The sequence below is a fragment of the Rheinheimera mangrovi genome, from assembly GCF_003990335.1.
GTDB classification, from domain to species: Bacteria; Pseudomonadota; Gammaproteobacteria; order Enterobacterales; family Alteromonadaceae; genus Pararheinheimera; species Pararheinheimera mangrovi.
In genome coordinates this window covers 1950479-1965060 of the sequence record NZ_CP034683.1, presented here as the reverse complement: position 1 = coordinate 1965060, position 14582 = coordinate 1950479, and the positions used below count along the sequence as shown (strand labels likewise).

At 47.2% G+C, this 14582-nt stretch carries 10 protein-coding genes; 5 read left to right on the top strand and 5 right to left on the bottom strand.

Features of this window, described 5'->3' with window-relative positions; genetic code table 11:
* Positions 1-65 precede the first annotated feature (65 nt).
* From EK374_RS08870 to EK374_RS08860, 3 genes are read left to right on the top strand one after another with little or no spacing between them, the layout of a single operon-like run.
* Complete coding sequence (locus EK374_RS08870; RefSeq protein ID WP_127022119.1) at positions 66-1310, top strand: hypothetical protein; 1245 nt, start codon at positions 66-68, stop codon at positions 1308-1310.
* The gene (locus tag EK374_RS08865; RefSeq protein ID WP_127022116.1) at positions 1311-1859 is read left to right on the top strand and encodes a condensin complex protein MksE; all 549 of its coding nucleotides are present in this window, start codon (positions 1311-1313) and stop codon (positions 1857-1859) included.
* On the top strand, positions 1852-4707 hold the full coding sequence (locus EK374_RS08860) for an AAA family ATPase (RefSeq protein WP_127022113.1): 2856 nt from the start codon (positions 1852-1854) through the stop codon (positions 4705-4707). Before EK374_RS08865 ends, EK374_RS08860 begins: the two co-directional genes overlap by 8 nt.
* 24 nt (positions 4708-4731) lie before the next feature.
* Here the strand turns inward: EK374_RS08860 and EK374_RS08855 are convergent, their stop codons facing one another.
* From EK374_RS08855 to EK374_RS08835, 5 genes are all read right to left on the bottom strand, one after another.
* On the bottom strand, positions 4732-5475 hold the full coding sequence (locus EK374_RS08855; RefSeq protein ID WP_127022110.1) for a 3'-5' exonuclease: 744 nt from the start codon (positions 5473-5475) through the stop codon (positions 4732-4734).
* A gap of 10 nt (positions 5476-5485) precedes the next feature.
* Positions 5486-7351 carry a putative nucleotidyltransferase substrate binding domain-containing protein gene (locus EK374_RS08850; RefSeq protein ID WP_127022107.1) on the bottom strand — a complete coding sequence of 622 codons (1866 nt, stop codon included), beginning with the start codon at positions 7349-7351 and terminating at the stop codon, positions 5486-5488.
* A 58-nt stretch (positions 7352-7409) separates the two neighbouring features.
* Positions 7410-9038, bottom strand: coding sequence for a BCCT family transporter (locus EK374_RS08845; protein ID WP_127022104.1), 1629 nt, complete (start codon positions 9036-9038; stop codon positions 7410-7412).
* Positions 9039-9136: 98 nt separating this feature from the next.
* Complete coding sequence (locus EK374_RS08840) at positions 9137-10438, bottom strand: porin family protein (RefSeq protein ID WP_127022101.1); 1302 nt, start codon at positions 10436-10438, stop codon at positions 9137-9139.
* 316 nt (positions 10439-10754) lie between these two features.
* Entirely contained in the window at positions 10755-12452 is a 1698-nt protein-coding gene (locus EK374_RS08835; RefSeq protein ID WP_127022098.1) for a dipeptidyl-peptidase 3 family protein, read from the bottom strand.
* Positions 12453-12706: 254 nt separating this feature from the next.
* Here EK374_RS08835 and EK374_RS08830 point away from each other — a divergent pair, with 254 nt between their 5' ends.
* Complete coding sequence (locus EK374_RS08830) at positions 12707-13249, top strand: hypothetical protein (RefSeq protein ID WP_127022095.1); 543 nt, start codon at positions 12707-12709, stop codon at positions 13247-13249.
* Between the two features lie 132 nt (positions 13250-13381).
* A protein-coding gene (locus EK374_RS08825) for an IS3 family transposase (RefSeq protein ID WP_127019341.1) occupies positions 13382-14529 on the top strand; the annotation gives its coding sequence in 2 pieces (ribosomal slippage) (positions 13382-13619 and positions 13619-14529; 1149 coding nt in all).
* The last annotated feature ends 53 nt before the right edge of the window (positions 14530-14582 follow it).

The window sequence follows — 14582 nt, the reverse complement described above, 5'->3', positions numbered from 1 at the left end:
GCCCACGCCAGATGCCACTACCCACCCATGTCACATTTGTGAAAATTTTATGAAAGAAAGGACAGATGATAGCCCCACGTAAAATTATCCGCTGCTTAGATGAGCATTGGACTGTCATTGAGCAGTTGGTTGAACGAAGTATAAGCGGCAACTTCAGTTTTCAGGATGTACAACATTTGATCCTGCGCCACAACAGTGGCATGAGCAGTGAACAGGTGTTTCGCGAAGCCCAACGTTTTTTGCAACTGGAAATTCTGATCCCGCTGGCTAAATCAAGCCAGTTGGAGCTGAATCGTTCTGTGCTGGAATTTGCTCAGCAGCTGATGCAGGAACAGCAATTAGGCCTTGCAACAGATATTGAAAGCCGAATTCTGGAGCTGAAGCGTTTATCAGAGCGTATGCAGGAGGCAGCTCATAGCCGTGATAGCAGTGAACTGCGCCGTTTTTCCCGGGTAATGGACGAACGTATTCGTGAAGTCCTGAAGCATTTTGGTCAGAATGAAAGCGCCATTTTGTCTTTAGTGGAACGCGCCAAAGCCGATGAAGGCAAGCTCAGCCTTGCACGCCGCTACGCTGCAGTGATGGATGCCTTTGATGACTACATTGACCCGGTTTTAGCGCTGGTCGATATCAACGGCCCTTTCCAGAAAACCGTGTCCGATGTGGAGGCTATGCTCAGCGCACTGCTGCAAACCATCGAAATAACGGGCACACTCAATACTGAAAAAGAGACACTTATTCAGCTGCGCACTCGTTTGATTGAAATGAATCAGGTGGGCCGTGAAAGTTTAAGTCGTTGTGCTGACTTATTGATGCCACTGCGTGATGAGCTACGCCGCAATACCCTGCTGTCGCGTAACGCCAGCTTCCTGCTCGGACAGATGCGTAAAAAAGGCATAGACCTGACGCTGGAACCTTTAGTGCCAGCTATCAGCTCAGACAGCCAGCGTTTCTCCTTAGGTTCAGCCAATCAAATCACCAGCTATATGGCAGAACTTTGCCAGTACGAACACGATGCCTATCAGCTACCGGAAGAAATTCTGAGTAATCACAGCATGCTGATGCAGGTGCCTGAACTGAAAGATGTAGTGCACAAAGCCAAAACATTGAAAAAGCTACCGGATTTAAGCCGCTGGCTGGCTGACAGTTACCCTGAATTACCGGTAGACGAATTGCTGTTTTTATACCAGGAATTGTCGCGCTCTGACGAGCTGACTCTACAGCACAGCGAACAGCACACAGAATTGACACTCAATGGCTATAAGCTGACCTTACACCCTTTCCAAAGCAGCGAAGCCGGGACTTTATAAATGCAATTAAACTTAGATGAACTGACCCAACTGGCTGAGATCAGCAAAAAGCTATCGAACGGTTACCATATCAGCGAACAGGATTTTGCCTTATGGCAGGAACTGGATCAGCAGGAAGACTCCTACACAGCTCTGTTTGGAGCTCTGGGTAATACATTAAAACGCGACAGCCGTGGTTTCTTTTATTTTGAAGTAGATGATGCCACCGCCAGCATGGGAAAAATCTCCCGGCTTTTTGCTTTAACCTTATTTGCCTTGGTCGAGTTTTATGCCGACAAAGGCCAGGACCCGCTGCGGGCTTTATTTGAACATGAAATTACCACAGAAATCTGGGGCCAGTTACTGCAGCAGCAATACCATTTATTCGAACAACTGGAAATTTTCTCAGTGACCGACATGAAACGTGAAATATCCAACCGCTTATTACGTTATGGTCTGGCGCGGCCAAGCGGCGATCAGATCAAATTATTATCTCCTGTGTATCGTTATTTAGATGCGTTAATGGATGTGGATCACAGCGCTGTAGCAGAGGAGCAAGCCGATGTCTGAGTCAATCAAATCGGAGTTGTATGGCTTAACTAAACTCGCACTGCTCAATACAGCAGGTTATGCCAAATGTGTGATCCCACTGGATGATTCATCCTCCATTTGCGCGCCGAATAATACGGGTAAAAGTTCGGTGATCAACGCCCTGCAGTTCCCGCTGATTAACGATTTACGTTTAACGGAGTGGGACGGCCACGACTTAGACGAAACCCGTAAGTTCTACTTCGGCACTGACCAAAGTTACATCCTGCTGGAAGCCAATTTGCCCGACGGCCCAGTGGTGATTGGCGTCGCCGGCCGCGGTAAAATTGCCGGTTACGCTTTCCAGTATTTTTGCTACAAAGGCAAACTGGACTTAAACCATTATTTAGATGGCAAAAGTTATGTCCGGTATAACAAGCTGGACCATCATTTACGTGGTTTAGGTTTTGATCCAATTGAATTAAAACAGTCTGAACTGAACGCCATGCTGACAGGCGGTGCCACGCCTTTTGACAGTCGTATTAACCTTCGGATGATCCCACTGGCGAACGTGTCTGATGCCCCTGTCTACAAAGATATTTTTCGCCGTATTCTGAACCTGCACCGCTTAACAGCGCAGGACGTCAAACGGCTGTTATTGCCAGTGTTTGCCCGCCACTTAGGTGACCCTAAGGTCGATTTTTATCAGGTCTGGCACAACGCCTTTGAAAAGGTCAATAAAGACAGACGTGAACTGAAAGCTTTGGAAAACCAGCAGGAAGCCGTTACAGCGCTGGAAAGCCTGCTCGACAACCGCTCAGTGCTCAAAGGCCGTTTAGCCACTTATGCGCCTAAGCTGGACGTGGCTTTAACCGAATTCCACAGCTACTTTGACGATCAGCAAGAGCTTCTGAACGAACAGCTGACCGGTCTTTTGGCCGAAAAAAATCAGCTGGAAGAACGGCAGCGTTTGTATGTAGGCCAAATTAAAGAACTCTCTGGCCGTCAGCAGCAATTGCAGCAATGGTTTGGCGAATTTGATGGCCTGTCACAAAAATTCAGCTTAAGTAACGAAGCCACCTTGCAGACCAACTTAAGCAATATACGTTCTGCCTACGAGCAGTTAAGCCACAGCTTACAAGGCGCAAGTCAGGTCAATGCCACCACTTTGGCACACCAGAAAAGCCAAAGCGCCAAGCAGCTGCAAAGCTTAAAGCTGCAACTGAAAAACCTGGAATTTAACCTGTATTCGCGTTTGCGCGAAGACTTAAGCCTGCCGGAAGTGCAGCAAATCACCCGCATTCTGAATCCGGATTTATTATCGCTATCCACCACAGGTGGCGGTGATATTGAAATTCTGGACGATGCGCTGTTTTCAGAGCAACTGGAGAAAATTGCCGATTGCTTTAAACAAGGCAAACTGCATTTACCAGGCGTCGTTATTGACCTGCATCACCTGCAGCCAGTCGAGCAAAATAGCCTTGAGAATAAAATCCAGCTGAAAGAGCAAATTGAAGCACTGCAGCAAACCTTGCATACGCTGGAACAACAACTGGCTGTGGCTGGTGATTTGGCTGGTAAAACCCGCGAAAAAGACCGTTTGTATCAGGATTTATTGCAAGCCGAAGAAGACATCAAAAAGTTTGGCCGCTACCAGCAGATGCTGGAAATCAGCGATGAGCAGCAAGCGCTGCAGTCCGAACTGGAAATTGAAGAAGACAAGCTGCAGGAGCAATTGGCTGAAGTACAGCATAAGGCCTCTACCTTGTCGGATCGTCGTAATTTAGTTTCGAACAAGCAGGAACAAATTAAACGTCAGGCCGAACGTATTGAGCAGGAGAAAAAAGAGCGTATCGACTTCCAGCTCGATTTCTACTCCGGCAAAGTTACACCTTATCCTATTGAAGTAACGTTGGATTTTGACAACTTAGCCGACGTATTACGCGACTTTAACAAGCAGTGTAATGAGCTGAAGCTTATCGACGTCAATATCAAAAATACCTACTTGTTTATATTTAACGCTGGCATTACCAAGTTTGAAGTTGAATCGGATGAGGAGCTGAAGTTCCAGAAACTCATAAGCGCTTTTCATCACCTGGACAAAGAACGTGAAGCCATTGAACGTCGTGCCCGGGTGGCATTAACAGAAGTTGCGTCCACGCTCAAAGGCTTACGCGACGACTTAAACCGTCTGCACCGTGAGCTCAACAGCTTTAACCGCGGCATTTGGCGTCATCAGATCTCCAACCTGCAGGATTTTAAAATTGAAATTGTCGACCGGGCTCTATTGGTTGGCCATATCGATACCATTCTGACCACCTCAGAAGCTTATCAACAAGGCGATACGCTGGATTTATTAGCGCCAAACGCCAGCAGCAATGAGCGTGAAGTGCAGGCCGCGAAGGATTACTTAATTCAGGCGGCCAGCGAAAAAGGTGGTTTAACTTTATCTGACTTGTTTGATATTCGTTTTAAAGTGGTGAATCGGGCTGGTGAAGTGGAGTTCTTTGACAAAATAGACTCAGCAGGCTCCAACGGTACCCGTATCACCATTAAGTTATTGTGCGGTATGTTGTTTATCCGACAGTTGCTCTCTGAACGTGAGCGCGGTAAATACCGTATTCCAATTTATATCGACGAAGCAGCAGATATTGACCCGCATAACCAGCAGGCACTGATTGAAACTGCACTGAACTTTGGTTTTGTGCCAATTTTTGCATCAGTAAAACCTCAGACTTCCTGCCGTTATATAGTGCCAATCCGCACTGTCGCTGGTGGTGCACAAAACTGGGTCGATGAAAAAGACTGGATTTTATGTGAAAAAATCCCGCTGGCTGGTGAAGAAGCAATCGAAGTGGCAGCAGTGGCTCTGGCTGAAGCCGACGTCTGATAGTCAGATCCTAAAAACGCGGTATTAACTCCAAAGCTTGCCAACTGGAGTTGATACCGAAAGATGCCGTGCTACCTGGGCCTGAAACAATTCAGCACAGGCCATGGCGTCTGTCACCGCATGATGAGGTTGGTAAGCTGGCAACTGATAACGTTGCCGGCAATCAGCAAGACGTAAGGATGGCTTGGTTTGTGTAGTCATACTGCGCCACCAGCCTTTCAAGCCAAGCTGGGTAAAACCCCGCTCTAACGCCAAAGTATCAATCATTGGAAATACAACACCTTCATTTATCCGGCTCATCAAACCATGATACAAAAAGGCCCGCTCTATAGGCAGATGATGCGCCAGCACCACTTTCCCCGCCAGCGCCTGCAACAAGGGTTCAATACACTGCTCTAAATCCGGCGCCTGAGCTATGGCACTGTCGGTAATACCATGCACTATCACTGAACTGTCTTTCAGCTGTATTCTGGGTTTGACCAGATAACTTTGAGCTTTACTGCTATAAATTCTATCCAAAGTCAGCGGCACTAAACCTATGCTGACAATGCCATCCCGCAGCGGATCCAGGCCGGTGGTTTCAAAATCCAAAGCAACAAAAGACAGATCTTGCAAAGTAGTATTAGCCGCCACAGCTCCAGCCTGATAAAAGGTTTTTAACCTGGGATCTTTGGCTTTTAACTCCAGTTGCTGCATGGTTTTTTGCCAGTGTTTGCCAAGCATCTCTAGTGGATCTGTTTTTAACTCCTGCTTTTTCAGATAAAACATAACACCTCTGCTACTGTCGCCCACCGGGGTAACGGAATTTCAGAAACTTTTGCGCGTAACTTAAAATTTGAAAGGCTTCTTTTAAGGTTTTACGCTCAAAGGCAGAGAGTTCTTCAGGTTTAACTTTGTTATCCGCCGTTCTGCCCCCTTGTATAGCTTTGGCTTGCTGGCGAATTCGTACCATAGCTATCACTTCCAGTGCATCCAATAAATCGTCAGCGCGGCCTCTAGGTAAAATGCCAGCCGCTTTGACCGCCAACAATCGCTCATAGGTATTGGTTGCAGTGCAGCCAATAGACAAAGCATGTACCCTGACCAAATCAGCCAAAGGCGCTGTACCTCTGCGTTTAATATCCAGAGAGTTATTTTGCTGGCCGTCGTTTTCCAGTACAAAATCTTTAAAGAAACCCAAAGGTGGCGTCCGGCTGATGGCATTGCGCGCCATGCAGGCTAAAAAATCCGGATTGGCTTTGACCTGACGTCTGATTTGCTGATTCAGCTGTTCAGCCCAGTGCAGCTGACCCCATACCCCTTCTAAATCAAAAAAGATGCCGCTGTTCAGCAATCGCTGCGCATCAGGTTGTTCAATCCAATCGGTAAAGTACTGCTGCCAGACCCGCAGCGGCTGTCGCCACTGGCTGTTAGTGGCCATAATACCGCCGCTGCAATAGCTGTAACCACAAGCGGCCAGACCATCGCAGACAAACTGAGCCAGCGCAGCGAAATAATCCTGATGCAACACAGGGTCATAATCATTGTGCAGCACCAACGCATTGTCCTGATCCGTCACTATCAGTTGTTCATCCCGCGCCATAGAGCCCAAAGCCAGAAAACAATAAGGCACAGGCGGTGGCCCCAGTTGTTGCTCGGCCAGCTCCAGTAAACGTTGTTTAAAACTACGGCCTGTCACCGCCATAGCAGCGCCAATCATTCGGGAGTTGGCATCTTCATTGACCATACGAACAAAACAAGAAGCCAATTCAGTGCTCAGGCTTTGCAATTCAGCCACAGTCTGTTGACGGAAAATGCTGCTGACAATATAGAGGCTGTTTTGTGACTCATAACGGATCACATCAGCGATAGAGATAATACCCAGCACCTTGCCGTCTTCCAGCACGGGCAAATGATGCACATTGTGGCGCAGCATCAATAACATGGCCTCAAACACAAACTGGTGCTGTTCAATGCACACCAGTTCTGTGGTCATCACCACTGCAACTTTCTGTTGATAATCCAATCCAGCTGCTATCAGCCTGTTACGTAAATCACGGTCTGTGACTATGCCAACCAAAGCCGCATCCGCTGACTGATCGGCCACGATCAACAAGCAAGACACCGACTCTTGTTGCATCAATTGTGCAGCCTGCTGCACTGTGGCGTCCGCCGCTAAAGTCACTGCGGGTCTGCCGATCAATTGGCGAACTGCTGAGCTCATTAAATCATTGCTACTTTTGTCGGCAAGAGCTCCGCCTTTTTTCCGTTGGGTATCGCCTATCTCGACATAATCGGCAAAAACTTCGTCAGATTGATACAGCAGCTCAAAACAGTCCACAGGGATAAAATAAATCAAACTGTCTTCTATAGCTGTTGCAGGGAATATTACGGTTTTGTCACGCAATAAACCTTGCTCAGCAAAAATTCCGCCTTCGCTGAGTCTGTTGTACAACACGCCGTTACGCCTGTAGGTCTCGACAGCACCGCTACGCACCAGATGCAAGGCCTGCAAAGGTTCACCAAAACGCAAAATAGGCGTACCGGCTTTAAAATAGCCAATATCCACCTGCTTTGCCGTGTGCTGCAACAAGTCATCCGGTAGCTCTTTAAAAGGGCTATAGCCTTTTAAAAAATTCAGAATCTCTATTTGTTCTATCTGCATCCGCTTGCCTTAAAACTTAAATGGGGAGGCTAAACCCTCCCCTTATTTAGACTGATGGTTAAGCGCGAGGCTCGGATCTCAGTCCTATCACTACAGAGACACAAGAAGCCAATAAGACCAGGGCAAAAGGAAAGCCGGTCGATACCGCCATGGCTTGTAATGCCACTAAGCCTCCGCCCAGCACAAGAGCTATGGCAACCAGTCCTTCGAAGGTACACCAGAACACACGTTGCGCCACTGGCACATCCACTTTACCGCCCGCCGCTATGGTATCTATCACCAGGGAACCAGAATCAGAGGAGGTGACAAAAAACACCACCACCAACACTATGGCAATAAACGAGGTGATATCAGCCAGTGGCAAGGCCTGCAACATCTGGAACAATTGCAGTGGTAATTCAGCCGAAGCAGCAGCCTGATAACTGTCTTGCACCAATTGATGAATAGCGGTAGAACCAAACACCGTCATCCAGAGCACACAAGCAAAAGAAGGCACCAGCAGCACTGAAATTAAAAATTCACGTACAGTGCGGCCTCTGGACACCCGGGCGATAAACATGCCGACAAAAGGCGACCAGCTGATCCACCAGGCCCAATAAAAGGCCGTCCAGCCTTGCAGGAAATTGCTATCCTCGCGTCCAACCGGGTTGGCAAGAGCAGGTAAATACTGCAGATAAGCGCCCAGGTTATCCAGCACACCGCTTAAGATCACTAACGTTGGCCCTAGCACAATCACCGACAACAGCAGCAATGCTGCAAGTGCCATATTGATTTCAGATAAGCGTTTTACGCCTGCATCCAAACCTGCAACTACTGAAACTAATGCAATCAGCGTAATTACCACCACCAATACTATTTGGGTCGTCTGACCTTCAGGCACACCAAACAGCAGATGCAAACCTGCAGCAGCCTGAGCAGACCCCAAGCCAAGTGAAGTTGCCAGACCAAATAAAGTGGCAAATACCGCAAGAATATCGATGCAATGGCCTGGCCATCCCCAAACCCGCTCTCCTAACAAGGGATAAAACACCGACCTGATGGTCAGTGGCAAACCTTTGTTGAAAGAAAACAAGGCCAGCCCCAGCGCTAAAATGGCGTAAATAGCCCATGGATGCAGCGCCCAATGATAAATGGTAGCTGCCATACCCAAACGTGCGGCTGCGGCAGGATCGCCCGCAGCGCCACCCAATGGCGCCCAGTCGGTGCGGCTGCCGTTTTCCAACACTGGCCCGCTTAACGCACTGCTGAAATGCGATAAAGGTTCGGACACACCATAAAACATCAGCCCTATGCCCATACCGGCAGCAAATAACATTGAAAACCAGCCTACATAGCTGTAATCGGGTTTTGCTTCAGTTCCACCCAGCCGCACTTTGCCCAAAGGCGACACGATAAGGGCCAGACAAAGCAGTACAAAAATATTGGCTGCACTAATAAAAAACCAATCCAGATTGCTGGTCAGCCAGCCGCGCATAGCGGCAAACACCGGCGCTGTCTGGTTCTGGAATAACAAGGTCATCATAACAAAGGCGACAATACTCAAGCCTGAGATCAAAAATACTCTGTTATGAATATCCAGACCAAAAGGGCCAAGTTTTACCAGTATATTGTCTTGCCCGACCTGGTAGTCGGTGTCGATGGCATTCACCTTGCCATCAGGGATCATTGGATCTTTTTGTTCGTTCATTCTGTACCTGCTGTAGTTTTAGTTTGCGCCTGCACTGCTCCCCTTTTGAGCGAGCAGTTATTGCGATTTCGCGGTTAAAATGTCAGGAAAAAGACCGGCTAAAAGTAATAGCCAATATTGATATTAAAGCGTTGTTCCTCGTCGCTACTGTCACCGGCCATACTGCCACCGACAAAAGGCTGGTTACGGGCGTGCACATAGTCGACATAGGTAAAAAGTGCCCCTGCGGCCAGAGAAAAGCCCGTGACATTCATCAAAGTGCTGCGGCTTTGATCAGATTTGTCATACACCAGGCTGTAATTGTTATAAAACTGCAGATCCGTGACTGGGCCCCACTGCACTGGTAAATCGTAAGCCAGATTGACTGTGGCCGATTTGGCTTCAGCAGCTATAGAGTCATAAAAACCATAAGCCCCCACAGCGATGCGTTCTATACCGTCCAGATCATACTGATACTGACTATGTTGCAGCTGCAATTGCCAGCGCTGATAACGGCTATTCAGATGTAAAGCATAGGCCTGATAATCACCGGCATTACGTACACCATCGTGCAGTTTGCCGGACAACACGGAAAACCCAAGTTCGGTATTTAACTGGCCTTGCGTCAGGTGATAACCAAAACGGCTGACCAAGGTATTGGTCTCAGCCAGCGCTTGAGTGGGTTCGCCGTAAATATCTTCAGTAGCGCTGCGAGCACCTACTATGTCGTAGGAATAGCGGTCAGTTTTGTCACCAACATAACCATCTATGCCACCGAGTTCATCGTTTTTGAAAAAGCCGATATCGAGTTGCCACTGATCTGAAAGTTGGCGTTTAAACAGCAGCCCCAAATCATGATCATCTTCCAGACCCAGATAATAATTACTGCTAAAAAAGTAGTTATTTGAATTATATGGCCAGTTACCAAAAGGCACCTGAGTGATGCCCAGTTGGGCCTGCCACAACTCGTCGAATTGATAAGCCACATAGGCTTTTTTCACCGCAGTCATGTAATCAAAAAACCGGATTTCGGCATTTAAGCTGACATCTCCGACAGTGCCGCGAAAATCTAACCGCAGCAGGTCGAAGTCAAAATCGCCGCCTCGGTTTTTATTGCCCTCATCATAGGAGGTGTAACTAAAGTTTGTCCGCACAGCACCACCAACTTCAATACCATCTGCTGCTGTTTCAGCAGGTGGAGTTTCAGTTTCAGCTGCTATGGTGTTTTGCTGATTGTCCGCTTTGGCTTCTTGTTTAGATTGCTGTGCTAAACGACGTTCCAAAGCTTCAACCTGAAGTTTAAGTTGTTGTAGTTGTGTCGCTAAGTCCTGCTGCTCTGCAGTATTTAAACTATCCGTTGCATACACAATAGAAGGACAGGCCGCTGCAATAGACAGAGCCAGAAGTGTGGGCTTAACCATTGAATAACCTTTGGTAAGTGGTGAGAAGAAACACCCAGGTACAGAAACAGCCGAGTTGAACAAGCCGTTATTGTTTGCGTTAAACAAACATTACTTTGGGCATAAAACGCTTTTAAAGGGTAACGCAACACAAAGCTCAGGCCAAACTTGAATCGGAAAAACGGGATAAATGGGGAACTCAGCAGGATAGATGGCTAATTAGAGAATTATTGATTATGGAAATTAACTCTTAAATTTAAAAAAATTCAGCAGTTTTGATGCTGTTCGTTGCAAAAAAAACACTAAAGGGTCAGAGCCGAAGCTCTGACCCCATCACTTACAAACCCAACACAGCTTGACCCTGATTAAAGATAATATCGACCGGAATATTAGCCGTGGTTAAACGGGCTAAATCTGCGGCTAATTGCTCTTTAATCACGCCTTTATCGGCCATCAATGAGGCTACACCTTCGTAGTTACCATCGCCTTGTAAGGTCAGGATCAACTGCGACAAGGAAGTCATAGCTTGTTTCATTTTGACGTAATCCACCTGATAGGTGCCGTCGTCATTACGAACGAAAGCGCCCTGCTCGGCAAAATAGTTAAAACACACCATATTGGCTTTACCGTGCGCGCTGGAGGCGCCAAAACGCACTGAGCGGAAAATACCGGCCATAAAGGTGGTGTAAAAATCTTCCATTTTGGCATCAGGCAATAAGCCCTGTTCTGACAACTGGGAAATCATATACAAACCCAGAATATCGGCTTTGCCTTCTTCCAGCCCACCTGACAGCTCTTTTAAGCTCTGACGTACTGTGCCTTTGTTATTGATGGTGTTTTTAATACCTAAACCATGCGCCACTTCATGGAACATCACGTTGTTAAAAAAGGCATCAAAAGTCACATGCTGGCGCTGCGAAGGTGCGATCAGTAAGTCCGCAATAGGCGACATAATGTGTTCAAACTTAGCTTGCATCGCATTTTTTAACTGCAAACGGCGGGTGCCTTTTTCCAGCTGTACCTGCTCATCGTTCGGCAGGTTAATGGCGATCGTTTTACCACCCGAGTTGGAATGACCAGCGTAATAAATCACATCATAGGCATTTAAGTCGGCGTCCGAACCCGGGCTTTCAGTTTTGTATTGCTCAGGCACCGGCAGACCTTTTTGCAGCGCTGGCAAAGTGGCAGCGTATTTGGCTAAACGCTCACTCCAAGCTAAATCTTTCACCAGGACATAAGCTTCAAAAGCAGCGCGGTAACCAAATAACTGATCTTCATAAGTTTCGATAGGGCCAATCACCAGATCGATAGGGTTGGTTTTCATCGCCATCCAGGCAAAATCAGACGGCTGATAGTTGTCAGTTAACAAGGCTTCAGCGCGCATCGTCAGGTAGTTGGCAAAATCTTTATCTGCTGATAAAGCTGCGGCTTCTTTTAACAACTCAGCCGCTGCTGTCAGCTCAGTTTTGTAGACTTGTGAATAAGGCACGGCCACTAATTTGCCGTCTTTGTCGCGCTGCACTATTGAATACAGGCCGTTTTTATCGGCAAAGTCAGTTTTTTCAAACTCTTCTTTGCTCATGTCAGCTGGATAAAACTGAGCGCCTAAAGGCTTAGCTGCATAGCCAGTTAAAAACACCTCATCGCCTTGTAATCTGTCCCATGGGCCATAGTTTACATCGGCAAAAGCTTTGGTTTTAGCATCCGTTATTTTGCCTAAAAAGCTTTGTTTATCTTCTGCAAAGGCTTGTTTCCAGAATAACTGGTCCATGATTTCGGAAGCTTCAATTAATTTGCCCAGCATTTGTTTATGTTGAGCCGACACAGTGGATAAATCAGCGGTTAAATCCACAGTGCGGTAGATATCCAGGCGTTTTTCAAAGCCGGCCACTAATGCAGTTGCTGATGCAGCAGGCGCTGCTTGCTCTGTAGCAGCAGTTTGTTGTGTGGTTTGTTGTTCTGGTGCAGGTTTACAGGCCGTTAAAGCCAAAGCGCCGCCAAGACTTAACGCCAGCATTATTTTGTTGTAGTTCATCCGAAGTCCTCTCTGGGTTGGTTCACTTGATATTTTTATAGTCGTTTAATTGAGTATCTTGTTATTTGTTTAAGAAGGGTCAGGCAACAGTGGCATTATCATAGTTGGTTCTGCGCCTCACCCATAGCGCAATTGATGAGATCTCATTCGTCAAAATGGCGGATGTGAAAATTAGCAACATAATAATGATGTTGCATCAACAAAAAAAAGCCTATAGAGTTTAATCTCTAATAATGATACGGAAGTTAATAATTATGAAATTACTGATACCACTGCTTTTTTTGCTATCGTCCACCGCTGCTATTGCAGAGCAGTTTACCACTTATTCGTGTGATGATTGCGACTACGCTAAGGCGCGGCTGATTGCAATGAAAGAGACTCCTGAGCCTGAATGTCATTTCAGCATAAAGCCAAATACCTCCCCCATAGTGGCTAATGCCAGATGTTCAGGCCCATCAGAAACCTTCATGGTGGCAAACCCCATCACCAAACAAGCCTTCAAATTTCGCGTACAACTCTCGTGTTCAGGCAGCGTATGCGATCACAACGCTCAGATCACAGATTTGACCCTTACTGCGGAAGAGCAGGAGCTGATGCAAGGCTTTTATACATTACATAAGAACATAGGTGATGCGGTTTATAAGGCTCAAGAGGCAACTCAACTCACTCATCATCCCTTTGGAAGTTCTAACACGCTACCAACATCAACATCAACATCAACATCAACATCAACAAAGTGTGACGCTAGCCTATCAAGCTGTATAACTCACCACTTAACCGCAACCGGCTCCCGCTAGAGAAAGCTGCATTCGACAGCCCAATAGCTGAATCCACTCTCTTTTTTGGAGTGGATTAGGTCGGAAATGTGAATCGCCACTAATTTCCTAGACACCTTTCAGTTAGATAAACTAACTCAAAGAGAGGTGCCTATGAGCAGTAAACGTTACCCCGAAGAATTCAGAATCGAAGCAGTTAAGCAGGTCGTTGATCGCGGCCATTCAGTTGCGGATGTTGCCAAACGGCTCGATATCACCACGCACAGCCTGTACGCCTGGATTAAAAAGTACGGTCCTGACAAACAACAGCATAATGATTTGGCTGACGCTCAGGCCGAGATTAAGCGACTGCAAAAAGAGCTGAAGCGAGCCACCGAAGAGCGCGACATTCTAAAAAAAGCCGCGGCGTACTTCGCAAAGCTGTCCGACTAAGATACGCCTTCATTAAAGAACACTGCGACAGCTGGCCGGTGCGCTGGCTTTGTAACATGTTGGATGTGCATCCCAGTGGATACTATGCGTGGAGTAAGGCATCGCTGTCGAAACGCGATAAAGCAAACCGGCGGCTGACAGGATTAATAAAACAGTTTTGGCTGGAGTCTGGTTGTGTGTATGGCTACCGTAAAATTCATTCTGATTTACGTGATTTCGGCGAGTCTTGCGGCATTAACCGGGTATACCGGTTGATGCAATCCGAAGGGCTTAAAGCACAGGTTGGATATCGCAAACCCAGATCACGTAAGGGGGACAGCCATATCATTACGCCGAACCGCTTGCAGCGGCAGTTTAATCCGTTAGTGCCTGACGAGGTATGGGTAACTGATATCACGTACATCCGCACGCATGAGGGGTGGCTGTATTTGGCTGTGGTTGTGGATTTGTTCTCGCGCAAGGTTGTTGGCTGGTCGATGCATTCCCAAATCAGCAAAGATATTGTGCTGAACGCATTGCTGATGGCCGTGTGGCGACGTCAGCCTAAAAAACAGGTGATGGTTCACTCCGACCAAGGGAGCCAATACACCAGCCATGACTGGCAGGCATTCCTGAAAACTCATGGCTTACAAGGCAGCATGAGCAGACGCGGAAACTGTCATGACAATGCAGTGGCAGAAAGCTTCTTCCAGTTGTTAAAGCGAGAGCGGATCAAGCGGAAAGTCTACACGACGCGTGATGAGGCCAGAAGTGATGTGTTTGATTACATTGAAATGTTTTACAACAGTAAACGGAAACATGGTTCCAATAATCTGCTGTCACCGGTAGAGTATGAAAACCGTTACCAAGAACGGCTGGGAAGTGTCTAGTTTATTGGTGGCGATTCACAGATACAGTTCCCACACCTGATGATGTCGAATGC

Bases quoted from the DNA above. Each gene is read 5' to 3' on its own strand.
- EK374_RS08835 (WP_127022098.1), bottom strand. From the start codon at position 12,452: ATGAACTACAACAAAATAATGCTGGCGTTAAGTCTTGGCGGCGCTTTG.
- EK374_RS08850 (WP_127022107.1), bottom strand. From the start codon at position 7,351: ATGCAGATAGAACAAATAGAGATTCTGAATTTTTTAAAAGGCTATAGC.
- EK374_RS08870 (WP_127022119.1), top strand. From the start codon at position 66: ATGATAGCCCCACGTAAAATTATCCGCTGCTTAGATGAGCATTGGACT.
- EK374_RS08860 (WP_127022113.1), top strand. From the start codon at position 1,852: ATGTCTGAGTCAATCAAATCGGAGTTGTATGGCTTAACTAAACTCGCA.
- EK374_RS08840 (WP_127022101.1), bottom strand. From the start codon at position 10,438: ATGGTTAAGCCCACACTTCTGGCTCTGTCTATTGCAGCGGCCTGTCCT.
- EK374_RS08830 (WP_127022095.1), top strand. From the start codon at position 12,707: ATGAAATTACTGATACCACTGCTTTTTTTGCTATCGTCCACCGCTGCT.
- EK374_RS08855 (WP_127022110.1), bottom strand. From the start codon at position 5,475: ATGTTTTATCTGAAAAAGCAGGAGTTAAAAACAGATCCACTAGAGATG.
- EK374_RS08845 (WP_127022104.1), bottom strand. From the start codon at position 9,038: ATGAACGAACAAAAAGATCCAATGATCCCTGATGGCAAGGTGAATGCC.
- EK374_RS08865 (WP_127022116.1), top strand. From the start codon at position 1,311: ATGCAATTAAACTTAGATGAACTGACCCAACTGGCTGAGATCAGCAAA.